20 protein-coding genes and 1 tRNA gene are annotated in these 21,374 nt (G+C 63.7%); 13 read left to right on the forward strand and 8 right to left on the reverse strand.

Annotated features, from left to right (window positions below; all coding sequences use genetic code 11):
* Positions 1–118: 118 nt before the first annotated feature.
* The 3 genes from QTL98_RS16305 to QTL98_RS16315 form a co-directional block, all read right to left on the reverse strand.
* On the reverse strand, positions 119–985 hold the full coding sequence (locus tag QTL98_RS16305; RefSeq protein ID WP_445679525.1) for an ImmA/IrrE family metallo-endopeptidase: 867 nt from the start codon (positions 983–985) through the stop codon (positions 119–121).
* The gene (locus QTL98_RS16310) at positions 969–1,304 is read right to left on the reverse strand and encodes a helix-turn-helix domain-containing protein (protein WP_445679526.1); all 336 of its coding nucleotides are present in this window, start codon (positions 1,302–1,304) and stop codon (positions 969–971) included. The genes QTL98_RS16305 and QTL98_RS16310 overlap by 17 nt, the downstream gene beginning before the upstream one ends.
* Before the next feature lie 660 nt (positions 1,305–1,964).
* Positions 1,965–2,040, reverse strand: a tRNA-Thr gene (locus tag QTL98_RS16315).
* 232 nt (positions 2,041–2,272) lie between these two features.
* Between QTL98_RS16315 and QTL98_RS16320 the strand changes: the two genes are divergently transcribed.
* The 4 genes from QTL98_RS16320 to QTL98_RS16335 all read left to right on the forward strand — a co-directional run bounded on the left by QTL98_RS16320 (position 2,273) and on the right by QTL98_RS16335 (position 7,706).
* Positions 2,273–3,154 (forward strand): phytanoyl-CoA dioxygenase family protein, encoded by an 882-nt coding sequence (locus tag QTL98_RS16320; protein ID WP_445679527.1) that lies wholly within the window; start codon positions 2,273–2,275, stop codon positions 3,152–3,154.
* 23 nt (positions 3,155–3,177) lie between these two features.
* Positions 3,178–6,336 (forward strand): ATP-binding protein, encoded by a 3,159-nt coding sequence (locus QTL98_RS16325; RefSeq protein WP_445679528.1) that lies wholly within the window; start codon positions 3,178–3,180, stop codon positions 6,334–6,336.
* Positions 6,337–6,397: 61 nt separating this feature from the next.
* A complete protein-coding gene (gene pdxY, locus QTL98_RS16330; RefSeq protein WP_445679529.1) occupies positions 6,398–7,246 on the forward strand; it encodes a pyridoxal kinase PdxY in 849 nt (282 codons plus the stop codon).
* 292 nt (positions 7,247–7,538) lie between these two features.
* Entirely contained in the window at positions 7,539–7,706 is a 168-nt protein-coding gene (locus QTL98_RS16335) for a hypothetical protein (RefSeq protein WP_445679530.1), read from the forward strand.
* Between the two features lie 32 nt (positions 7,707–7,738).
* Here the strand turns inward: QTL98_RS16335 and QTL98_RS16340 are convergent, their stop codons facing one another.
* Together QTL98_RS16340 and QTL98_RS16345 are read right to left on the reverse strand one after the other, a co-directional pair.
* Complete coding sequence (locus QTL98_RS16340) at positions 7,739–9,025, reverse strand: GAF domain-containing sensor histidine kinase (protein ID WP_445679531.1); 1,287 nt, start codon at positions 9,023–9,025, stop codon at positions 7,739–7,741.
* A gap of 244 nt (positions 9,026–9,269) precedes the next feature.
* The gene (locus QTL98_RS16345) at positions 9,270–10,301 is read right to left on the reverse strand and encodes an aspartate-semialdehyde dehydrogenase (RefSeq protein ID WP_445679532.1); all 1,032 of its coding nucleotides are present in this window, start codon (positions 10,299–10,301) and stop codon (positions 9,270–9,272) included.
* A 380-nt stretch (positions 10,302–10,681) separates the two neighbouring features.
* On the opposite strand from QTL98_RS16345, the gene QTL98_RS16350 reads away from it, so the two are divergent.
* Positions 10,682–10,921: a hypothetical protein gene (locus QTL98_RS16350; RefSeq protein WP_445679533.1), complete on the forward strand. Its 240-nt coding sequence runs from the start codon at positions 10,682–10,684 to the stop codon at positions 10,919–10,921.
* Between the two features lie 64 nt (positions 10,922–10,985).
* On the opposite strand, the gene QTL98_RS16355 is transcribed toward QTL98_RS16350, so the two are convergent.
* Both QTL98_RS16355 and QTL98_RS16360 read right to left on the reverse strand, forming a co-directional pair.
* Entirely contained in the window at positions 10,986–11,219 is a 234-nt protein-coding gene (locus QTL98_RS16355) for a hypothetical protein (protein ID WP_445679534.1), read from the reverse strand.
* Positions 11,220–11,221: 2 nt separating this feature from the next.
* The gene (locus QTL98_RS16360) at positions 11,222–11,506 is read right to left on the reverse strand and encodes a hypothetical protein (protein ID WP_445679535.1); all 285 of its coding nucleotides are present in this window, start codon (positions 11,504–11,506) and stop codon (positions 11,222–11,224) included.
* 150 nt (positions 11,507–11,656) lie between these two features.
* On the opposite strand from QTL98_RS16360, the gene QTL98_RS16365 reads away from it, so the two are divergent.
* The 6 genes from QTL98_RS16365 to QTL98_RS16390 all read left to right on the forward strand — a co-directional run bounded on the left by QTL98_RS16365 (position 11,657) and on the right by QTL98_RS16390 (position 18,405).
* Positions 11,657–12,505, forward strand: a complete 849-nt coding sequence (locus tag QTL98_RS16365; protein ID WP_445679536.1) for a LysR family transcriptional regulator — start codon at positions 11,657–11,659, stop codon at positions 12,503–12,505.
* Positions 12,502–12,954 carry a hypothetical protein gene (locus tag QTL98_RS16370; RefSeq protein WP_445679537.1) on the forward strand — a complete coding sequence of 151 codons (453 nt, stop codon included), beginning with the start codon at positions 12,502–12,504 and terminating at the stop codon, positions 12,952–12,954. Before QTL98_RS16365 ends, QTL98_RS16370 begins: the two co-directional genes overlap by 4 nt.
* Positions 12,955–13,097: 143 nt before the next feature.
* Positions 13,098–14,870, forward strand: coding sequence for a chloride channel protein (locus QTL98_RS16375; RefSeq protein ID WP_445679538.1), 1,773 nt, complete (start codon positions 13,098–13,100; stop codon positions 14,868–14,870).
* Positions 14,871–15,008: 138 nt separating this feature from the next.
* On the forward strand, positions 15,009–15,890 hold the full coding sequence (locus QTL98_RS16380) for an AraC family transcriptional regulator (RefSeq protein ID WP_445679539.1): 882 nt from the start codon (positions 15,009–15,011) through the stop codon (positions 15,888–15,890).
* Between the two features lie 83 nt (positions 15,891–15,973).
* The gene (locus QTL98_RS16385; RefSeq protein WP_445679540.1) at positions 15,974–17,005 is read left to right on the forward strand and encodes a histone deacetylase family protein; all 1,032 of its coding nucleotides are present in this window, start codon (positions 15,974–15,976) and stop codon (positions 17,003–17,005) included.
* Positions 17,006–17,313: 308 nt separating this feature from the next.
* Positions 17,314–18,405, forward strand: coding sequence for a TAXI family TRAP transporter solute-binding subunit (locus QTL98_RS16390; protein WP_445679541.1), 1,092 nt, complete (start codon positions 17,314–17,316; stop codon positions 18,403–18,405).
* Between the two features lie 88 nt (positions 18,406–18,493).
* Here the strand turns inward: QTL98_RS16390 and QTL98_RS16395 are convergent, their stop codons facing one another.
* Complete coding sequence (locus tag QTL98_RS16395) at positions 18,494–19,135, reverse strand: glutathione S-transferase family protein (RefSeq protein WP_445679542.1); 642 nt, start codon at positions 19,133–19,135, stop codon at positions 18,494–18,496.
* Positions 19,136–19,409: 274 nt separating this feature from the next.
* On the opposite strand from QTL98_RS16395, the gene QTL98_RS16400 reads away from it, so the two are divergent.
* Together QTL98_RS16400 and QTL98_RS16405 are read left to right on the forward strand one after the other, a co-directional pair.
* The gene (locus QTL98_RS16400) at positions 19,410–20,813 is read left to right on the forward strand and encodes a leucyl aminopeptidase family protein (RefSeq protein ID WP_445679543.1); all 1,404 of its coding nucleotides are present in this window, start codon (positions 19,410–19,412) and stop codon (positions 20,811–20,813) included.
* A 167-nt stretch (positions 20,814–20,980) separates the two neighbouring features.
* The gene (locus tag QTL98_RS16405; RefSeq protein WP_445679544.1) at positions 20,981–21,355 is read left to right on the forward strand and encodes a MarR family transcriptional regulator; all 375 of its coding nucleotides are present in this window, start codon (positions 20,981–20,983) and stop codon (positions 21,353–21,355) included.
* Positions 21,356–21,374: the final 19 nt, after the last annotated feature.

The following is a 21,374-nucleotide window of genomic DNA, read 5'->3' on the forward strand; positions in this document are numbered from 1 at the left end:
GCGGTACTGCGCACCAAAATAACACCTAGGCCAGCATAGACAACACAACCTAAAGCCAAAAAAAAGACATCAAAATAAAAACATTGATATATCGACAAAACATATTTTAAAATAAAAATCACCTCCTAAATATCGGCTCTACCCAATCACCCTCCTCCTCTTCTTCTTTTTCAAAACTCAATAGAGTCATTCTGAATTTATTATTTTGGGAAAGCGTTTGTTCATACACAGTATATCCTCTAGAGCGCTCCAGCCACACATGGCCCGGCACCTCTTCCCACCCAGTTACCTTACCTATTTTAGCGGGATAAGTGACCGAAAGAGAGGCCAATGGCAACCTATCCCCTCCCCAAACACTAATCTTGGGGGCGTCCTCGCTGCTTTTTACATAACGTATGACGCCATCGTGTGAAAACAGGATCACAATGGGCTCTTCGGAAAAATCTACAAAACGCCGAGCAGCCGCCTCCCGGCTAACATCAAATCGATCAGATATTCCAAGTATTTGGCCGATATCTGCTCCGCTTTTCCCCTTTAAAAAATGCTTCAGTTGGGCGATCGGCATAAGGAGCTCCGCCGCAAATTCATTAGCCTCCACTTCCATTTGGGCGAATGGGTCGTTTTTTTTATACCTATCCAGCCGCATGTCGCTCGACCGGCACCGAAACCCCTCCGGACTGCTCGCTTTGTGCCATGGATTTACGTAATGCCCAATTTCATGGGCAATTGTATACCGTTTACGCCGTTCTGGTCGGTCGCTACGAACAAGAATAGCGCCCTCTGACTTGTCCTCGGCAACTATTAACCCCCCTTCAAGGCCGTCTAACACAGCTTCTTTTATTTCATAAATATCAATGGCCTCTGCTATTTCCCGAACCGGTATAGCCCCAGACGTTTCGGGCAATTGCTTGATGATAGATGCAGCTAATTTTCGCGGATTTCCTCCAACGTCATCAATTTCCATACGATCAATTTTGAGAGCCATTATCAGATCGCCTTCGACGTAATGATTGGATCATATCGTCAAGAATATCTCGGTCCGCTTCAGTCAAATCACCAACCTGCCGAAACATTCTAACTAATTTTTCATCTGAAGAGTTCTCCAGGTCCTCCCCAACCAAGGAGCGGATCGTAACTCCAAAATAGTCCGACAGCTTCGTGAGCATTTCTAGTGACGGGTTTTCGGCACGCCCCTTTTCGAGCTCCCACACATGAGTTTTCGATACGCCAATAGCTTCGGCAACCTCCTGCAAGGACCTTCCCTTTTTCATCCGTAGGTCGCGAAGTCTTGCGGCAACAGACACTTAATACCTCCTAGAGTCAAAGCGGCGCACCCCTTCGAAGTGCGCCGTTCGTTTTTCTGATACGAATTTATACCAAATCGTTGACAACCACCAACGTCAGATATATTGATACGAATGTGGCCTTTAGACCGAACAACCACATCCATACGGAGATTAAAATGCTCAAGATGGCGACTCGTGCTCCACTAGGCACAACCGCACGAACCGGAGAAATCTGCCCCGAAAGCGGGGTATGGAAAGTCGATGACTTTCCCTCCACCACCGCACCAATAGCTAAAGGAAACAGGATGCCCCCATATTCCGGACGGGCGGTGACCTGGAAACTCATCCAGTACGCCTAACAGAAAACGAGGAAAAAATGCCTAAGAACGAACAAACGTCGAAAGCCGTGGCATCGAAAGCTGCCAAGCTGCTATCGAATCCCAAATCGTCAAAAGCTGTTAAAAGCGTGTCAGGATCGGCATTGACGCAGGCGCCCAATCGGAGCAAGGCAAAAGCCAAGTAATGCCTAGCCACGAAGGGTCGGATTAAAAGGGGGTCAGCAAATGCTGGCCTCCTTTTTTCGCTCGGCATCAATATTGAGCCGCATAAAGCTCGATCGGCTTCCGCTCAGCAGGCAAACACCAAACACCCGCGGCCCTGCTTGCAGCCTCAACATTATGGTGCCGGTGAAGAGACTCGAACTCCCGACCCACGCATTACGAATGCGTTGCTCTACCAACTGAGCTACACCGGCGGCCCTTTCAGGCGGCGCGGAACATAGTCGCAAACAGCCAGCCATGGCAAGAGGCTTTCAAAGGCCTTTTGCGGGGTCGCCGCGGGAGGTTGCCGCCGCGCATCAAAGCCCCCTGCCGCATCGACACTGTTGCACCCGCCGGGCAGCGGGGCCATTGTTCAGCATTGGTTTGTCAAAGCCTTATCCTCATAACGGCACGCTGCCACACCATCTTCCCGGGAGCCTCCGCGCCATGACCGCCCTTGCCGAAACCGAGCCGCTTGCCGTGCTCTCCCGCAGCCAGCGGGCGGCCTGGGAACGCGACGGCTTTCTGGTGCTGGAAGATTTTGTGCCGGAGGCCGCCTGCGACAGCCTGATCCACCGTTCGGTGGAATTGCTGGACGCCTTCGATCCCGGCAGTGTGCAGTCGGTCTTCTCCACGAAGAACCAGAGCCGCACCACCGACAGCTACTTCCTCGGCTCGGGCTACGACATCCGCTTCTTCTTCGAGGAAGAGGCCTTCGATGAGGCCGGCAGGCTGAAGCAGGACAAGGCGCTATCGATCAACAAGTTCGGCCATGCCCAGCATGATCTGGATCCGGTCTTCTCCGCCTTCTCGCGCCAGCCGCGCCTTGCGGCACTGGCGCATGACCTTGGGCTCGCAGACCCGCGCCTCATGCAGTCCATGTATATCTTCAAGCAGCCCTTCATCGGCGGCGAGGTGGTGTGCCACCAGGACAGCACCTTTCTCTATACCGAGCCGATGACGGTGACCGGCTTCTGGTTTGCCCTGCAGGATGCCACGCTGGAAAATGGCTGCCTGTGGGCGCTGCCCGGCGGGCACAGGCTGGGCCTCAAGAAGCTGTTCCGGCGCCAGGGCGATACGGTGCGCATGGATATACTGGATGAGACGCCGTTCCCGGAATTCACCGGCACCGCGCCTTATGTCCCGCTGGAAGTGAAGAAAGGGACGTTGGTCGTATTGCACGGCCTCCTGCCGCATCTGAGCGGCCCCAACCGCTCCCCCCGCAGCCGCCATGCCTACACCCTGCATGTGGTGGATGGTACGGCCGACTATCCTGCGGATAACTGGCTGCAGCGACCGGATGCCCATCCGGCGCGCGGCTTCGACTGAGCGTGGGGACGCGCGGACCGGCCATGACTGAGCCCGTGCCCACAGACACGCAAGGCGGCATCGCCGCTTCGTCCCTCGGACAGCGTAGTTCCGCGCTGCCCGTGATCATCACCTTCGTCGTGTTTGCTGCACTGGCGCTGCTCAACATCGCCATGGTCGTGCGCCTCGTGCTCGATCTCGCCGCCCATGATGACGACATCGTCACCAATTTCACCGAACTCCCCCTGTTGATCGGCAGCATGGTCGGCCTTCTGGGCGTCGGGCTCATCCTCACCGTCATGCTCTATGAGCGCTCGCAGAGCGAACGCAGCGCTTACCGCCAGGCCGAAGCCGCCCAGGCCCGCCTGAAGGAGGCACTGGAGGCGATTGACGACGGCTTTGCCATCTATGGCGCCGACGGCCGCCTCATCCTCTGCAATGCCCGTTACCGGGCGATGCGTGTGGGTGGCAGCGACATTATCCGCCCCGGCGTCAGCTTCGAGGATCTCGTCCGCGACGGTGTGGAAAAAGGCATTTTCCCGCAGGCCAAAGTCGATCCGGAAGGCTGGATCCGGCGCCGTCTGGAGGCGTTCAACAGCGGCACCTCCACCACCGAACAGCGCACCCGCGACGGACGCTGGGTGGTGGTTTCGGAGCGGCGCATGCAGGATGGCTGCACCGTTACCCTGCGCTCGGACATTACCGAGATCCGCCATGCCAACGGCATTCTCGGCGCCGTCTCCCACGCCGCCCAGCAATTTCTCCTGCAGGGCGACTGGCGCTCCTGCATCGAAGAGGTTCTGGCGCGGCTCGGGGAGGCGGCTGATGTCAGTGCCGTTATTACGACCCGCCTCGGCCAGGATGAAGAAGGCCGCCCCATCAAATGGACTACCCACGCCTGGGTCAGTCCTGATCTGGAAGGGCAGGTGAAGCGGGCTGACCTGTTCGAACGGGTGGACCTCAGCCCGGACTGGCTGCGCCAGATATCTCCCTTCCTCGACCAGGGCGAGGTGGTGGAAGTGGACCCGACGGCCTTGAATGGCCAGATGCGCGAGTGGATGCAAAGGCTGGGGGCCGCAACACTGCTGCTGGTTCCCATCTTTGTTGGCAAGGTTCGCTGGGGCTCGCTGGCGGTGCTGCAGACCGGGCACGGCCGACGCTGGCAGCCGCGCGAGATAGAGGCGATCAAGGCCGCCACCGCCATGATCGGCAGCGCCATCGGCCGCGACGAACTGGATGCCGCCATGCGCAGCGCGCGCGAGGAAGCGGAGGCCGCCAACGCCGCCAAATCCGAGTTCCTCGCCATGATGAGCCATGAGCTGCGCACGCCGATGAACGGCCTGCTCGGCATGGTCAAGCTGCTGCAGGACAGCGGGCTCGACAGCGAGCAGGCGCATTTTGCCGAAGTGGCGGTCGATAGCGGCGAGGCGCTGCTTACCGTCATCAACGATATTCTGGACTTCTCGCGCCTTGAGGCCGGGCGGCTGGAACTGGTGCAAACCGGCGTCAACCTGCGCGGCCTCGTGGAAAGCGTGCTCGACCTCATGGCGGTCTCCGCCGCCGAACGTGGACTGGAGGTCGTCGGCACCATTGCACCGGATATCCCGCCCCGCATCCTTGGCGATAGCGGGCGGCTGCGGCAGATCCTGCTCAACCTCATCGGCAATGCCGTCAAATTTACCGAGGCAGGCGGCTTTGCCGTGCGCGTGCACCGGCTGGGACCCGGCGGCAATACCGTCGAAATCATGGTCGAGGACAGCGGCGTCGGCATCAGCGAGACGGTGCAGCCCCACCTCTTCAACGCCTTCATGCAAGGCGAAAGCACCATTGTGCGCCGTTTCGGCGGCACCGGTCTTGGCCTTGCCATCTGCAAGCGCCTGACCGACCTGATGGGCGGCAACATCCGGGTGGAGAGCCGTTCGGGCGAAGGCAGCCGGTTCTACGTCACCCTGCCACTACGCCTGCCGGCGCGCGCGGCCGCGGAGCCGCTTGAGGTGCCGCACGCTCTTGCCGGCCGCCGTGTCGCGCTTTTCCTGCAGGAGCGGTTGACCCGCAGCGCGCTGGAAGCCGGGCTGATCAGCCATGGCGCCAGCATCGTGCAGATTTCCACCCCGCAGGAGGCCGTAGCCGCCATGGCCGGCGATGCTTCCCTGCTGCTCGTCATCGATGGCGGCCTGTGGCCGGCCGGCGGTATTGCCGGCGCCGAAGCCTGGCTCAGCCGTATCGTCACCCTGACCGGCATGCTGACCGCCACCGATCATCCGGGCCTGCCCCAGGGCATGACGCTGGTGCCGCGCCCGCTCACCGACCGCCGCATTATCGACGCGCTGGAGGGCCGCGCCCGCCGCCAGGCCAGCGCCCCGGTGGCCGACAGCCAGCGCGAGCGCCTTTCTTCGGTGCGCGTTCTGCTGGCAGAGGACAGCCGCACCAACCAGCTGGTGGTCAGCGCCATGCTGGAAGGAGTGGCCAGCACGGTAGAAGTGGTGGCGAGTGGCGAAGCGGCGCTGGAAAAGCTGGCCGAAGGCGGCATCGATGTCGTCCTCATGGATATGCTGATGCCGGGCATGGATGGCGCCGCCACCGCCCGCGCCATTCGCAGCCTGCCCGATCCGCTCGGTCAGGTGCCGATCATCGGTCTTACCGGCAACCTGCTGTCCAGCGATGGCGAGCGGGCGATAGAGGCTGGCATGAACGCCTACCTCTCCAAACCGGTCGAGCGCGATCTGCTGCTGCAAACCATCCTCGACCATATCGATGGCAGCGAGGCGGCACCCCGTGTCGCCCGCCGCATCAGCCGCACGCTGGAGCTGGGCGGGCGCGATCTGCCGCTGGTCGATGCCCGCCTCTTCGACGAACTCGCCGGCCAGGTGGAGCGCGAGGCCTTCCCCGCGCTGGTGCGCTCCTTCATCAACGAGATCCGCACCCGCGGCGACGGCCTTGCCGAAGCCGCCGGGCTCGGCGATATCGACCGCACCGATATCGAGGCCCATACGCTACGCTCCAGCGCCCGCACCTTCGGCGCCGTGGCGCTGGCGGAACTGGCAACCGAGATCGAGACGGCTGTGGCGGAAGAAAAAATGGCCATCGCGCTGAAGCTCGCCAAACGCGCACCGGAGATCGCCGCCCTCACCATCGAGGCCATGCACCTGCTGCCCTCGATGCCTCGCCTCGGCGGCGCGGTCTCCTCGGCCCAACCTTCCTGACCGCGCGCGCCTTCTCCACCGGCTCTCCCCACTCTCTTTTCGTTACACGAAGCCTTTAGCGATGAAGCACATCCTTTCCATCCAGTCCCATGTCGTCTTCGGCCATGTCGGCAACGCCTCGGCAGTCTTGCCGCTGCAAAGGCTGGGACATGAAGTGTGGCCCATCCACACGGTGCAATTCTCCAACCATACCGGCTATGGCGAGTGGACCGGCATGGTGCTGCCGCCGGACCATGTGCTCTCGCTGATGGAGGGGCTGAAGGCGCGCGGGGCGCTTGGGCGCTGCGATGCGCTGCTCACCGGTTATCTCGGCTCGGCCGCGCTTGCCGATGCCGCGCTTACTGCCCTTGCCGGCATCCGCGCCGAACGGCCGGGCGCGCTTTATTGCTGCGACCCGGTGATGGGGGATGACGGACGCGACCTTTTCCTGCCGCAGCCGGTGGCCGAACTGCTGCGCGACCGCGCCGTACCCGCCGCCGATATCCTGACCCCCAATCGCTTCGAGCTTTCCTGGCTCACCGGCTTGCCCGCCACCACGCTGGAAGAGGTGAAGCAGGCAGCCGCCGCCCTCATCGCTCGCGGCCCGCGCCTCATCCTCGTCACCAGCCTGCCGCTGACGGATGGAGAGATCGGCATGCTGCTGGCAAGCCGTGAGGGCTGCTGGATGATCGCCACCCCCATGCTGCCGCTGGCGCGCCCGCTGAACGGCGCCGGGGACCTGACGGCCGCGCTCTTCCTTGGTACCCTGCTTGCCGGCGAGGCCCCGCCCGAGGCGCTGGCCCACACCGCCAATGCCGTCTTCAGCGTCATCGAAGCAACGCACAAGAGCGGGGAGCGTGAGCTTGCCCTTGTTGCGGCGCAGGATGTTCTCGCCGCACCGCCCGGCCGGTTCCGCCCGGAAAACGTCTGAACTTCTTCTGCTGGTTCGCCCGTGGCGGAAGCCGCCGCCCCCCCAAGCCGCCGGAGCCGCCAGAGGCGCCACTGTGAAGTGCCCCACGAAAAGCGGGGCGCTGTCACGCAAACTCACTTCCCGCTTCATCCTTCTGACCCATTTGTGCGTTAGAGATGCGCCCAACGCTTCCCGGGCAGGAGCTGCCTCTAAAAAGCCTCTTGCGGCAGGGAGTTAGTTTTGAGATTAATTCTCAATATCAATTGTAACATGCCTTTTAAGTGCCCTCCGGGGCCCGGCAGGAGAACGAGCGATGTATGGAGGCGAAGCCCCGCCGCGCGAACTGACGCTGGATGAAATGCTGGCCGATCCGATCGTGCGGATCATGATGAACCGGGATCGTGTAAGCGAAGAAGATGTGCGGGAAGCCATCCGCGATGCCTCCCGCCGCAAACCGGCCACCCTGCGCCGGCCGAACTGAGGGTAGCTGACCAAGGTCAACGGACCGGGGGGCTAACTCTGGCCGCCGACGCGCGGCGTCCCTTCTGCCGTAGAGGCCTGCACCACCGGCAACTCCACCCAGAACGCCACTTCCCCGTCTTCCTCGCTGTATCCCACGCCGCCACCGGCCTCTTCGGCCAGCGTACGAACGATGGAAAGCCCAAGCCCGAAGCCGATTGACCCATCCTTGCGTGTTGCCGGCAGCGGTACGGTGGAGAACAGCCGCCCCTCCATCAGGGCGGGTAACTGGCCGGGATTGCTGACACAGAAACGGGCCTTGTCGCCCTCCTTCCTGAGCGTCAGCTTCACGATGGCGCCGGACGGCGCATGGCGCAGCGCATTATCGACAAGATTCATCACCATCTGCCGCAGCCGTGCCTCGTCGTAATCGATGAGGGCACTGCCCAGCGAGGCCGAGACGGTAACGTTGCGCATGCGCGCCAGCGGCCGCAGCATTGTCATGCAATTGCCAATGACGGTATCGAGCGCTACCGGCCCATGGCCTTGCAGCCGCGCTTCCGGATGCGCAATTTCGGTGCCGAGCGCTGTCAGGGCCATGCCGGCAATATCGACGATGGAGCGGGCCGCCTGGCGGATATGGCCGGAAAATTCCCGCACCTGCCCGGCATCGATCTCGCCCTCCTCCGCCAGCATGTCGAGCAGCTGGCTGAAGCCGATGGCAGCATGGGAGGGGGAGCGCACATCATGGGCCAGCATGCGCAGCTGCCCGGCCAGCGCCTCGCTATATTGCTCCAGCGCCTTGCGGGAGCGCAAAATCTCGCCCAGCACCAGCCTCAATTCCAGCTCGCGCTCCACGGTAGAGGCGAAATGGGTCAGCAGCTCGCGCTCGGTGGCGCCCATCGGCGCCCGCGCCTCGCGGTCGAACACGCACAGCGTGCCTACCGGCTCGCCATCGGGCGCGCGGATCGGAATGCCGGCATAATATCGAAGCGCCATCTCGCCGGTGACAAACGGATTATCGGCAAAACGCGGATCGGCGCTGAGGTCGGGTATCTCCAGGATCTCGCTTTGCAGGAGCGTCCACGAGCAGAAGGAAAACCGTGGGTCGAGGGAAGCGATGTCAAAGCCGATGCGGGCCTTGAACCACTGGCGCTCGCTGTCGATGAAGGAAACACCGCCCATTTGCGCCTTGAGCAGTGCGGCGGTCAGGCGGGCGGCTTCGTCAAAGGCAGGTTCGGGGCTGGTATCGAGAATATTGAGGGCACGCAGGGCCGCAAGGCGGGTTGCTTCGCCGGAGCTGGTCGGGCTTGTGTCGGCCTTGGCCGGTAGCTCTGCCATCCGTTCCCCACTTTCACGGGCTTCCTGCCACCGCGCTGTAGGCCGGCAAGTCTCATGCCCGCCGGCAGCGCCCTAGCATGATAGGCTGCGCGTGGAGGAGAACACAATCTCGACTTCCACTAATATTGCTTGCGTTCCTGGGCCAGAGGGATGAGGCGGGTTTTCCCGGCGGCCATAAACAAACCGGCCCGCCTTTTAAGGGGCGGGCCGGTCTTCATTCACATCCTGAAAGCCTTGAGGGCGATCAGGCCGCCTTCTTGGCCAGAGCACCCCGGCGATGCAGCTCTTCTGCGATCTGCACGGCATTGAGCGCCGCGCCCTTGCGCAGATTGTCCGCCACCACCCAGATGTTGAGACCGTTTTCGATCGTCGCATCCTCGCGGATACGGGAGATGAACACGGAATCCTCACCGGCGCTTTCCAGCGGCGTCACATAGCCTTCGTCGGCACGGTGATCGACGACGGAGATGCCCGGTGCCTTGCGAAGGGCATTACGGGCTTCTTCAGCCGTGACCGGGCGCTCGAACTCGATGTTCACAGCCTCGCTGTGGCCGATGAACACCGGCACGCGCACCGCGGTCGCCGTCACCTTGATGGCCGGGTCGAGAATCTTCTTGGTCTCGACCACCATCTTCCACTCTTCCTTCGTGTAGCCATCCTCCATGAACACATCGATATGGGGGATGACGTTGAAGGCGATCTGCTTGGTGAACTTGGTACGCTCGACAGCGTCGTTCACATAGATGCCGCGCGTCTGGGTAAAGAGCTCATCCATGCCTTCCTTGCCAGCACCGGAAACGGACTGGTAGGTCGACACAACCACGCGCTTGATCCTGGCCAGATCATGCAGCGGCTTCAGCGCCACCACCATCTGGATGGTCGAGCAGTTCGGGTTGGCGATAATGTTCTTCTTGTGGGCCCAGTCGAGATCCTGCGGGTTCACCTCCGGCACGACCAGCGGAACATCCGGGTCCATGCGCCAGTAGGAGGTGTTGTCGATGACGATGGCACCGGCAGCGGCGGCCTTCGGGCTGAATTCCTTCGACACCGAGGCGCCCGGCGACGACAGGACAATGTCGGTGCCGGTGAAATCGAATTTAGTGAGATCCTGGACTTTAAGGGTGGTTTTCTCGCCAAAAGAAATCGTGCTGCCAGCAGAACGATGCGAAGCGAGCGCTACAACCTCGCGGACGGGGAAGTTGCGCTCGGCGAGAATCTGGAGCATCTCGCGACCGACGTTACCCGTCGCGCCGACGACAGCCACCTTGTAGCCCATGATCGGGTTCCTTCTCAAAACGAGCCAGTTTGCACCTCGGCCGCCGCAGATGGGCGGCATCAAAAGGTGCGGGTTTCACCAGTTCCGGGCGCAGGCCACTTTTCTGGCAAACGCCCGGACGGTGTGAGTTAGGCCCCCTTTTTGTCGAACGCAAGCCCCCGATTGGCTTCCGCACGCGCCGGAACGTCAGAAAATGTCCGCCGCGGCATCAAGGACACGGGCAGGAAGGACGGAAGCACGCCGCTGCACGAAACAAACCGTCCGCCTGTTTGGATTTGCTATTTTATTAAAATTTTACGAAAATACATTTCTTGTCGGGCAAGATGCCCGCGCCAGCGGCCGCTCCGGCGGGCCGCCCTTTCAGGTAGAGGATGCCCGTCATGAAGGACGACACCACCCGCCGATACGCCCTGCCCACGACCCGCAAGCCGTCCCAGCCCGGCCGCGCTGCCGGCCTGCCCTCCAGCCTTGGCGGCGGCCTTTCCATCGAGCGCAGCCCCGGTGCCCGCCAGCAGGCCACCACCCGCATGGTCGACAGCCTGCGCCGCCAGATCGACCGCCCCGGCGGGGCGGAAAAGATGGCGATGATGATCCGCGCCATGCTGCAGCAGACGGAATAAGCCGCAGCGCAAACTATGTGACAGAGCAGGTCGGCATCAGTGGCCGGGGGACTGGAGGGCCAGCCTAACGGCTGCCGAACGGCATTGCCCCGATGATCGTCGCTAGTGCTACCGGCAAAGACAGCATGAACAACCCGGCGGCGTCCTTCTCATCGATAATCCCGCGGGAAACGAGGAAGTCAAACAGGCTGCGCAGTATGAAGAAGGCAATGCCCGCCGCCACCGCCAGATAAAGGCATTGGCGCAGCCGCCCTGCCGGGGCCGGTTCCGATGGTGGTACGATCCGCTTGCGGTGCAACCTCATTGCCGGTTCCCCCGCCTGCCAAAGCGGCGCCGCAAGCCTCCCCAGTCAAGGCTTAGCAGCCCGAAAGTCACCACCGGCGCCGCAATGACGATGCCGACGAAGAAATGCTGTTCGTCGACAAGATCACCGGCAGCAACCAGAAGATAGAAGGCAAATCCGACCGCGAGCAAAAGAACGGTCACGATCAGGGCGAACCCCTGCCAGCGTGGTCTGGCCGGCGCCTTTCGGAAAAGCTGCGGACGGAAAGCGGCATCCTGCGGGGGTGGCGTGAGCGGTTTCATTCCCGTTTCCTCCCGGAACTTGCACCATCTGGAACAGCAGCGCCCGGATGGGGCGAAGGGTACGTGCCTCCTTGCCGACGGATCTTGCCGCCTGTAATATAAATCAATCAAACGAATATAATTTCGCTTTAATATAAAGAATATTGCTCGATGGATATCGACGTCGCCCGTACCTTCCTGGAGATCGTCAAGACTGGCAGCTTCGTGGCAGCCGCAGCCAATCTCAACCTGACACAGACCGCCGTCAGCGCCCGCATCCGGACCCTGGAAAGCCGCCTCGACCGACCCGTCTTCATCCGCAACAAGGCGGGCGCGAAACTCACCCCGGCGGGCGAACAGTTCCTGCGTTTTGCGACCACGCTGGTGCAGGTGTGGGACCGGGCGCGTCAGTCGGTCGCCCTGCCGCCCGGCCGGGAGACAGTGGTTACCATCGGTGCCGAGCTCAGCCTGTGGAATCCGCTGCTGCGACACTGGCTGCTCTGGATGCGGCGGGAATGTCCGCAAATCGCCATCGACACCCGGATCGACAGCTCCGAGCGGCTGATGGAACGCGTGCAGGATGGCTCGCTCGACGTCGCCGTGCTTTACGCCTCCCCCCGCCGACCCGGAATAATCGCCGAACTGCTGTTCGAGGAAAAACTCGTCCACGCCCGCACCCCGCCTACCGATGAACCGCTTGCCGCGGAAGATCATGTACAGATCGATTGGGGGGATGAGTTCGCCGCCAGCTATCAGGCCGCCTTTCCCGACCAGCCGCCAGCCGTGGTTTCCGTCAGCTACGGCCCGCTGGCTCTCGATTACATCCTGGCTGCGGGCGGGAGCGGCTATTTTCGCAAGGGCTTTATCCGTTCTCATCTTGAGGAGGGACGGCTGGTGCTGGTGCCGGAAAGTCCTGAATTTTCCTATTCCGCCCATGTCGTCCACTCCACCAAGGCCGACCCTGGGCTGATGGCGCGCATCCGCAGCGGGCTGCGCGCCGCCGCGGCCATTGCACTGTGAGTGAAAAGCCCGCCTCTCCCGTCTGTTACCTTGCCGAAGCCGGCGACCTTTATGCCGGCTTTGCCGGCAGGAACGAGCTCATCGCCGCACTCATCCGCACCGCCGCAGACCTCGCCGCCATTTCCCGCGCGGCTCACGGGCTGATTGCGCAGACAGCCGATCCGGCGCTGAAAGCCCGCGCCCGGCAGGTGCGTGATACCGGGCTGCGCCAGCGCCTGCCCCTGCGGCGGATATTGCGGCAGCTCGGTGCCGTCCTGCCCCCTGCCGGGCAGGGCGGCTTGCCCGCTGAGGACTCCGCCCCCGGGCCGGCCGCCGCGCGCCTCACCAAACTGGACCAGGCGCAGGCAGCGCAAGCCGCCGGGCTGGCGCAGCTTGCCGCGCGCATCCGCGACGACACGCTCTGCCGTACCGTGCTTGCTGTCGCCCGGCATCTGGCGGCGGCCCGCTGATCGCCAGGTTTCAAAGCAATATTTTTTCTGCCAATGCACAATAATATGCATTTGTCTTGCCTTCCGGGAACGCCCAATTTCGCGCGGCATCGGGCAGCGCGCCGCCTTGCCCCCCGCTCTGCCGACCAACCGGAACTGTCCCCATGACCCGTAAAGCCGCCAACAGCGCCGAAGGCCACCAGCTCGGCGACCATACTGCCGACCTGCGCATGGTCATGCTGGCCGCAATGGCGCTTGTGGTCGGCGCCGGCGGCACCCTCGGCGCCTGGGCGCTGCTGAAGCTGATTGCCCTTGCCACAAATCTCTTCTGGTATGGGCGCCTGTCAGCCCAAGCGGCGGAAATTTCCGGTGCGCCGGCCGTCGTCCTCATACTGCTCGTGCCGCTGATTGGCAGCCTCACCGTCGGGCTCATGGCACGTTATGGTTCGGAGAAAATCCGCGGCCACGGCATTCCGGAAGCCATCGAAACCATTCTCTTCGGCGAAAGCCGGCTCTCGCTGAAGGTCGCCATTCTCAAACCCGTTTCTTCCGCTATTTCCATCGGCAGCGGCGGCCCCTTCGGGGCGGAAGGGCCGATCATCATGACCGGGGGCGCCATCGGCTCCCTCTTCGCACAGTGTTTCCGGCTGAGCGCAGCTGAACGCAAGGCGCTGCTCGTCTCCGGCGCCGGCGCCGGCATGACCGCCATCTTCGGCACCCCGCTGGCAGCCATCCTGCTGGCCGTCGAGGTGCTGCTATTTGAGTGGAAACCCCGCAGTTTCGTGCCGGTGGTGGTCGCGGTGCTGGTCGCCCATGTGCTGCGGCCGACCCTCATTGATGCCGGGCCAATGTTTGCCGTGGATTTCACGGTTCCGGGCGGCGCGCTTCCTGTGCTGCTGGCCGCCGGTCTCGGGCTGGTGATGGGCCTTGAATCGGCCGTGCTGTCCGGTGCGCTTTATCGACTGGAAGACCTTTTCCACCGCCTGCCGCTGCACTGGATGTGGTGGCCGCTGATCGGCTCGGTGGCGGTGGCTCTAGGCGGGCTGGTCGATATCCATGCCCTCGGCCCGGGTTATGCCAGCATCCGCGACATGCTGAGTGGCAGCATGGGCTGGCATGCCGTTCTGCTGTTGCTGGTGGTCAAGGCCGTCATCTGGCTGGTGGCGCTGAGTTCGGGTACCAGCGGCGGCGTGCTTGCGCCGCTGCTGATCCTTGGCGGTGCGCTCGGTGCCGTGGCCGGCCACTTCCTCCCCGGGCCGGCCGGCATGTGGGCCATGATCGGCATGGCCGGCATCATGAGCGGCGGCATGCGCGCGCCCATCACCGGCGCACTCTTTGCCGCCGAGCTTACAGGCCATTTCGAAGCGCTGCCGCTGACCGTTGCCGCGGCCGCCGGTGCCTACGGGGTGAGCGTGCTGCTGATGCGGCGCTCCATTCTCACCGAAAAGATCGCCCGTCGCGGCCGCCATATCCTGCAGGAGTACAGCGTGGACATGCTGGAGTTCCTGCAGGCCCGCCAGTTGATGACGCCCGCTCCCGACACCCTGCCCGGCTCGATGCGGATCGGCGAGGCGCTTGATTTTTTTGCCGGCGAGGCAACACATCGCAGCTATCCGGTGGTAACGGCCGAGGGCCAGCTGCTCGGCCTCCTCTCCCGCAGCGATGCGCTGCGCTGGCAGGTCGAGGGGGCATCGCCGGAGGTCGCGCTTGCCGAAACCCTGTCGGACGCTTCCCAGCCCGTCGCCTATCCCGACAGCCCCAGCGCCTTCGTCGCCGATCTGATGGTCAAGTCCGGCATCGGCCGCATCCCCATCATCGAACGTGACAGCCGCAAGGTCGTCGGCATCCTCTCGCGCCATGACCTGCTGAAGGCGCGTCGCACCTTGCAACAGGGAGAAACCAGCCGCTCCCGTTTCGTAAACTGGCTCGCACGCTAGGCAGACACTCTGGCGACGAGTCCACGCTGTCCAGCTTTTGTGGCATTGTTCCGCGCCCCGCGCGCACCAAATCGCAAGATCGGTCGAGCATGTCCTGCCGGCCCGGGTTTAGCTGATGCCGCCACGAAGGATGGAACGATGAACGCGGCGCTTCGGAACTATCAGGCACGGATGCAGCGGGCGCTGGATCATATCGACCGGCATCTGGACGGCGAACTGGATCTGGAAACGGTGAGCACTGTCGCTGCCTTCTCCAGATTTCACTTCCACCGCCAGTTCACGGCAACCTTCGGGCTGTCCGTGCACCGCTATATCCAGCTTGCCCGGATGAAGCGCGCCTCATACCGGCTCGCGTACCGGCAGGAGGAGCGCGTGACCGACATCGCCTTCGATGCCGGTTACGACGCACCGGATGCCTTTGCCCGCGCCTTCCGGCAACGGTTCGGGCAATCGCCCTCCGCGTTCCGCAAAGCTCCCGACTGGGAGCCGTGGCTTGCGGCCTTCGGGCCTCTCGATACTGCGAGGAGCAAGCTCATGCAGAAGCTGTTTACCCCCGGTGACGTGATGATCCGCGAGGTGCCGGCCACAAGGGTCGCGATCATGGAGCATCGCGGCGTCCCGGCAACACTCGGCGCCACCATCCAGCGTTTCATCGCCTGGCGCCGGGCCGCCGGCCTTCACCCCCGGACCAGTGCCACCTTCAATGTCTGGCGTTCGGAGCCGCGGCCGGCTTCCCCGGCGGATTACAGCGTCGACCTTTGCGCCGGCACCGACCGGCCGGTCGAGACCTTCGGCGAAGATGTCAGGGCCGGTGAAATTCCGGGCGGGCGCTGCGCGGTCCTGCGCGTTGTCGGCAATACCGACAATCTTGAGCCCGCCGCCCTCTTTCTTTACCGCGACTGGCTGCCGGCAAGTGGCGATGAGACCCGGGACTTCCCGCTCTATTGCCAGCGCCTCAGCTTCTTTCCGGAAGTGCCCGAGCATGAGGCCGTCGCCGAGCTGTATTTGCCGCTGAAATAACAGCCTCCGATAGGCCTTGGGGGCCAATCGGCCTTGCGATAGGGTGTCGCCTCCTTTTGCGCCAACCTGCGGGTCTTTCCCCCATGGACATCATCTTCAGCCCCGACCAGCTTGCCCATCATGCCGCTGCGGAGTTCAACCGCGGCAAGCTCGGGCCCAGCTTCGAGCATCCCGGCCGCGCCGAAACTATCCTTGCCGCGGTGGCGGCCAGCGAAGGGGGGAATGTCAGCCCGCCGGAAGATTTCGGCATCGGCCCCATCCTCGCCGTGCATGATCGCGACTATGTCGAGTTTCTGAGAGGAGTGTGGGACCGCTGGCAGGCTGCGGGGCGTCCGGGCGATGCCATGCCGCTCGCCTGGCCGCAGCCGGAACTCATGCGTGTGCGCCCGCGCAGCATCGATGGTGAGCTGGGGCTTTATTGCGCCGATATCGGCACCCCCATCACTGCCGGCACCTGGCGCGCCGCCTATGCCTCCGCTCAGGTCGCCCTTACTGCCGCGCGGCGCGTGCATGAAGGCGCACGTTACTGCTTCGGCCTCTGCCGCCCGCCGGGACACCATGCCGGCAAGCAGATGTATATGGGCTACAGCTTCCTCAACAACGCAGCCATCGCCGCCGAGTGGCTGATTGCCAGCGGCCATCGCCGGATCACCGTGCTGGATGTCGATTATCATCACGGCAACGGCACCCAGGCCATCTTCTATGACCGTGCGGATGTGCAGTACGTCTCCCTGCATGCCGACCCGGAAGATGCCTTCCCGTTCTTCCTCGGCCGCGCGGACGAAACCGGCACCGGCGCCGGGGCGGACACCAACCTCAACCTGCCGCTGCCCGAAGGCACCGACTGGCAAGCCTATTCCGCGGCGCTGGACACGGCGCTCGATGCTATCCGCGCCTTCGGGCCGAGCGTCGTCGTGCTCTCTCTCGGGGTCGATACTTTCGAAGAGGATCCCATCAGCCGCTTCCGCTTCAAGGCGCAGGATTTTGTCACCCTGGGCCGCCAGCTGGCCAGCCTCGACCTGCCGATGCCGGTGATCATGGAAGGCGGGTATGCGGTGGCTGCCCTCGGGGCAAATGTCGCCTCTGTTCTCAAGGGGCTGCAGCAGGGCGCTTAAGCCTGCAACACCCGGGCTGAAAAATCCGTTTAGTCCGGGAGATGTTCCGGAAAAGGGTGGGCGGCGGCTGTCCTGCGCCTGTATGCTCTTGTGACTATGCTTCCGGCCAGCTTAACGGCGCACCGGAGAGGTGGTCTATTAGTCCTGCGGGCAGGGTACGGCTCATGTCGCATCACCCCGGGGGAACAGGACGAACCCCCTCCCCGGTTTGCCCGGCAGCTATTGTTGAACCTTTTGTTTTCAAGGCGGGCCACATCATGCGCTGGTGCTTTACGGATCGGGGGGTCCGTCTGGCAGGGGTTATCGCCGTGGCGACAGTTGTCGCCATCGGGGCCGGGGTTGCGGGAGCGCAGCAGACCGGCAATGCGAACGCGGGCAACGAGCCGCTTGGCCTGCGAATCGGCACGGGAACCACCAGCGGCACCTACTTTCCTCTCGGAAGCCTGATCGCCAATGCATTGTCGCGCCCGCCTGGCGCGCGGCCGTGTGACCGTGGCGGCAGCTGCGGTGTCGATAATCTTCTGGCGGTTGCGCAGGCAACCGACGGCTCCGTCGAGAATGTCGACCGCCTGCAGAAGGGCGACCTTGATGCCGCGCTGGCGCAGGCCAATGTGGCCTACTGGGCCCGTACCTCCTCCGGCCCCTATGGCGGCAAACCGCCGGCCGATCAGTTGAGCCTGATTGCCAGCCTCTATACCGAAACCGTGCATGTCGTGGTGCGCGAGGACAGCCCGCTGAAATCGGTCAGCGAGCTCAAGGGCAAACGCGTCTCGCTGGGGCCGGATGGTTCCGGCACACTTACCGATGCCCGCAACGTGCTGGCCGCCTACGGGCTCGGCGAAAAGTCACTGAAGCCGGTTTATGAGCGCCCGGCCCGGTCCGGTGACATGCTGGCCGATGGCGAGATCGATGCCATGTTCGTAACCGGCGGCGACCCGATGCCGGTACTGGTAGACCTTGCCCGTGCCCTCGACATCCGCTTCCTGCCGCTGAACGGCACGCCGGCCGAGGATATGGTCGAACGCCAGCCCTTCCTGACCCATGCGGAAATTCCCGCCGATATCTATCCCGGCGTCGATGAAGGAACCTCGACCGTGGGCATGGGCGCCCTGCTGCTCATCCGCAAGGACGAGCCGGAGGATCTGGTGTTCGAGATCACCCGGGCGCTGTGGAACCCGGCCACCCTTGCCGTGCTGGCCGACCCGCGCCGGCCGACCCCGATCACGCTTGACCCCACGAACACGCTGACGACGCTCGCCGTGCCGCTGCACCCGGGCGCCCGGCGCTATTACGAGGAAGCCCACCTGCTGGAAGGCGCCCAGCCGGAACTGGCAGCCCCGCCAGCTGCCGGCGGCGCCCCCGGCGCAGCTCCGGTTCCAGCCCCGGCGCCGCGTTCCTGACCGCCCGCTGTCCGGCGGCGCTCCAGAAACAAAACCCCCGGCGCAAAGACCGGGGGTTTCCTTTTGGGGCGTCAGGTTGCCGGCGATATCAGGGCGCAGCCGCTTCTGCCTTGCCCGCCGCATCCCAGGCTTGCATGCCCGGATGGGCGAGCATCGCCGCCATATAATCCTCAACCACCTTCGGCAGGCCGCGCACATAGGAGCGGAAACGGAAGATCACCGGGGCAAACATGCAGTCTGCAATGCTGAAGCTGCCGAAGAGATAAGGCCCCCCGGCACCATAGGTCCCGCGCAGCTCGCTCCACAGCGCTACGATCCGGTCGATATCGGCCCGGCATTCCGGCGTCTCGCCCTCACCCGGCGCAATTGCAGCCACATCCATCGACATGTTGGAGCGCAACGCCTGGTAGCCGCTGTGCATCTCTGCCGCGGCGGAACGCGCAACCGCGCGCGCAACAGGGTCGGCCGGCCACAGCGCGGCGGCGGGATAGGCCTCTGCCACCCATTCACAGACGGCAAGGCTGTCCCAGACCAGCGCGCCGCCCTCAAGGCGCAGCGCCGGGATCTTGCCGCTGGGAGAAACCTTCAGCACTTCCTCGCGGGTATTGGGCTGCCGCAGCTTGATCGCCACTTCGGTGAACTCGGCACCGGCATGCACCAGCGCCAGCCACGGCCGCAGCGACCAGCTGGAAAAACGCTTGTCGCCGATGATGAGTTGAAGCCCGCTCATGAGAATTTCCTTCCGGAATAAATAGGGGTCAGAGGCTGACGCGAGCGACGTTGGCCGAGCGCAGGGGCCCGGTCAACAGCGGCAAGGGCCGGCGGGCAAACGTGCCCGCGAATTGCCGCTTGGCCTGCCGGTGCCGGCTGAGGCAGTCTTGGCGCTGGTTAGCCCGTGCCGGCGCCTTCCGGGGCGCGCCGGGTTTCCCTGCCAAATTCTCCTTGGCCGGATTCTCCTTGGCCAGAGTCTCCCTGAACGACATTCAAGAAAGATTGCGTCTCCCGTGTCCACGCTCCTTTCCTCCGGCTCTGCCGAGGCTGCCTCCGCCCTCTCCCTGACCCTCATCCTGGCGAGCGAGGTTGATGCCTGGCGCGCGGGCCAAAGCCCGGCGACGCTCGACTGGCTCGCCTCCAGCGGTTTCACCGGCAAGGCCGGCAGCCTCGCGCTCCTGCCCGGAGAGACCGGCGGCAAGGCAGCAGCCGTTTATGTCGCCGCCTCGCTGGAAGATCCCTTCGCCCTTGCCGACCTGCCCAAGCGGCTACCGGCCAGCCTGTGGAAGGCCGCCGGGCCGGGTGGCGCTCTCTCCGCGACGGCTGCCAATGCCCTCGCGCTCGGCTGGGGCCTCGGTTCCTATGCCTTTGACCTCTACAAGGCAGAAAAGGCGCCGGCGACCGCCCGCCTCGTCTGGCCGGAAGCGGCCAACGAGACACGCACCGGCGCGGTCATCAGCTCCGTCCTGCTCTGCCGCGATCTCGTCAACACCCCCGCAAACCATCTGGGCCCGATGGAACTCGCGGCAGCGGCAAAGGCCGTGGCCGAGGAGTTCGGTGCTTCCTATGCCGAGATCGTCGGCGATGATCTGCTGGCGCAAAACTACCCGGCCATCCATGCCGTCGGTCGGGGCAGCGACCGCGCGCCGCGCCTTGTCGATCTGCGCTGGGGCAAGGAAGACGCACCGCGTGTCACCCTGGTGGGCAAGGGCGTGGTGTTCGACACCGGCGGCTATGACCTCAAGCCTTCCAGCGGCATGCTCCTGATGAAGAAGGATATGGGCGGCGCCGCCCATGCACTGGGTGTCGCCCGCATCGTCATGGCGCTCGGCCTGCCGGTGCGCCTGCGTGTGCTGCTGCCGATTGTCGAGAACAGCGTCTCCGGTAACGCCTTCCGTCCGCTCGATGTGCTGGCCTCGCGCAAGGGCCTTACCATCGAGGTTGGCAATACCGATGCCGAAGGCCGCGTCATCCTGTCCGACGCGCTGGCCGAAGCGTCCAGCGAAAAACCGGAATTGCTGGTAGACTTCGCCACGCTCACCGGCGCTGCCCGTGTCGCGCTCGGCCCGGACCTGCCGGCCCTGTTCGCCCGCGAAGATGCTACCGCTGAAGCCTTGCTTGCCGCCGGCAAGGGCGCGGCCGATCCGATGTGGCGCCTGCCGCTCTGGGACGGCTACCGTAAATCGATTCGTGGCAAGGTCGGCGACATCAACAACTCCGGCGACATGCCGATGGCCGGCGCCATCACGGCGGCGCTTTTCCTTGATGCCTTCGTCGATGCCGGCATCGACTGGGTGCATATCGACACCTTTGCCTGGAACAGCGGCAATCGCCCCGGCCGCCCGGAAGGCGGGGAGGCTCTGGGCCTGCGCGCCGTCGCCGCGTTCATCGAAAAGCGTTTCGGCGTCAAGGCCTAAGCAGGGGGCATAAGGCTAGCCGGCCTTTTCCAAAAAAACTGCCCGAGGGGGAGGTTTCACGGCCTTCCCCTCATTGCGCTGCCGAAACAGCCCTGTATGATGCCTTTCAGCAAGAGGCTTCCGTCCCGCCAGCCGGGCAGGAGGCACACGGGAGCCAAAGGTGATCAATGGCGCGGGACTTAAAGCCCCTTGAAGTGTGGTGCGGTGCGCTGACGGAATCGGTGCGCCGGGATACGCCGGACCTTTCCGCCAGACAGTTCGCCGTCATGCTCATCGTCTATATCGAGCCGCCGCCCCATACGGTGCGCGGTCTCGCGGCGAAGCTCAACGTCTCCAAACCCGCCATCACCCGCGCGCTCGACCGTCTGAGCCAGCTAGGTTTCCTCAAGCGCAAGCGCGATGAGGAAGACCGCCGCAACGTCCTCGTCCAGCGCACCGTCAAGGGCTCGGTCTATCTCAGTGATTTCGCCGACATGGTGGTGAAGGCCGAGCTTGACCTCGCTGCCCGCAAGGCCGAGATGGGTACGCAGGCGGCCCAGTAAGGCCGCTCCCTCTCTTATC

Origin of the sequence: Radicibacter daui (genome assembly GCA_030657355.1) — a bacterium.
Taxonomy (GTDB): Bacteria; Pseudomonadota; Alphaproteobacteria; order Radicibacterales; family Radicibacteraceae; genus Radicibacter; species Radicibacter daui.

Excerpts from the sequence above, each read along its gene's own strand:
- QTL98_RS16305 (WP_445679525.1), bottom strand. The coding sequence starts at position 985 with ATGGCTCTCAAAATTGATCGTATGGAAATTGATGACGTTGGAGGAAAT.
- QTL98_RS16320 (WP_445679527.1), top strand. The coding sequence starts at position 2,273 with ATGACCGCCCTTGCCGAAACCGAGCCGCTTGCCGTGCTCTCCCGCAGC.
- QTL98_RS16325 (WP_445679528.1), top strand. The coding sequence starts at position 3,178 with ATGACTGAGCCCGTGCCCACAGACACGCAAGGCGGCATCGCCGCTTCG.
- pdxY (WP_445679529.1), top strand. The coding sequence starts at position 6,398 with ATGAAGCACATCCTTTCCATCCAGTCCCATGTCGTCTTCGGCCATGTC.
- QTL98_RS16335 (WP_445679530.1), top strand. The coding sequence starts at position 7,539 with ATGTATGGAGGCGAAGCCCCGCCGCGCGAACTGACGCTGGATGAAATG.
- QTL98_RS16340 (WP_445679531.1), bottom strand. The coding sequence starts at position 9,025 with ATGGCAGAGCTACCGGCCAAGGCCGACACAAGCCCGACCAGCTCCGGC.
- QTL98_RS16345 (WP_445679532.1), bottom strand. The coding sequence starts at position 10,301 with ATGGGCTACAAGGTGGCTGTCGTCGGCGCGACGGGTAACGTCGGTCGC.
- QTL98_RS16350 (WP_445679533.1), top strand. The coding sequence starts at position 10,682 with ATGAAGGACGACACCACCCGCCGATACGCCCTGCCCACGACCCGCAAG.
- QTL98_RS16360 (WP_445679535.1), bottom strand. The coding sequence starts at position 11,506 with ATGAAACCGCTCACGCCACCCCCGCAGGATGCCGCTTTCCGTCCGCAG.
- QTL98_RS16365 (WP_445679536.1), top strand. The coding sequence starts at position 11,657 with ATGGATATCGACGTCGCCCGTACCTTCCTGGAGATCGTCAAGACTGGC.
- QTL98_RS16375 (WP_445679538.1), top strand. The coding sequence starts at position 13,098 with ATGACCCGTAAAGCCGCCAACAGCGCCGAAGGCCACCAGCTCGGCGAC.
- QTL98_RS16380 (WP_445679539.1), top strand. The coding sequence starts at position 15,009 with ATGAACGCGGCGCTTCGGAACTATCAGGCACGGATGCAGCGGGCGCTG.
- QTL98_RS16385 (WP_445679540.1), top strand. The coding sequence starts at position 15,974 with ATGGACATCATCTTCAGCCCCGACCAGCTTGCCCATCATGCCGCTGCG.
- QTL98_RS16395 (WP_445679542.1), bottom strand. The coding sequence starts at position 19,135 with ATGAGCGGGCTTCAACTCATCATCGGCGACAAGCGTTTTTCCAGCTGG.
- QTL98_RS16405 (WP_445679544.1), top strand. The coding sequence starts at position 20,981 with ATGGCGCGGGACTTAAAGCCCCTTGAAGTGTGGTGCGGTGCGCTGACG.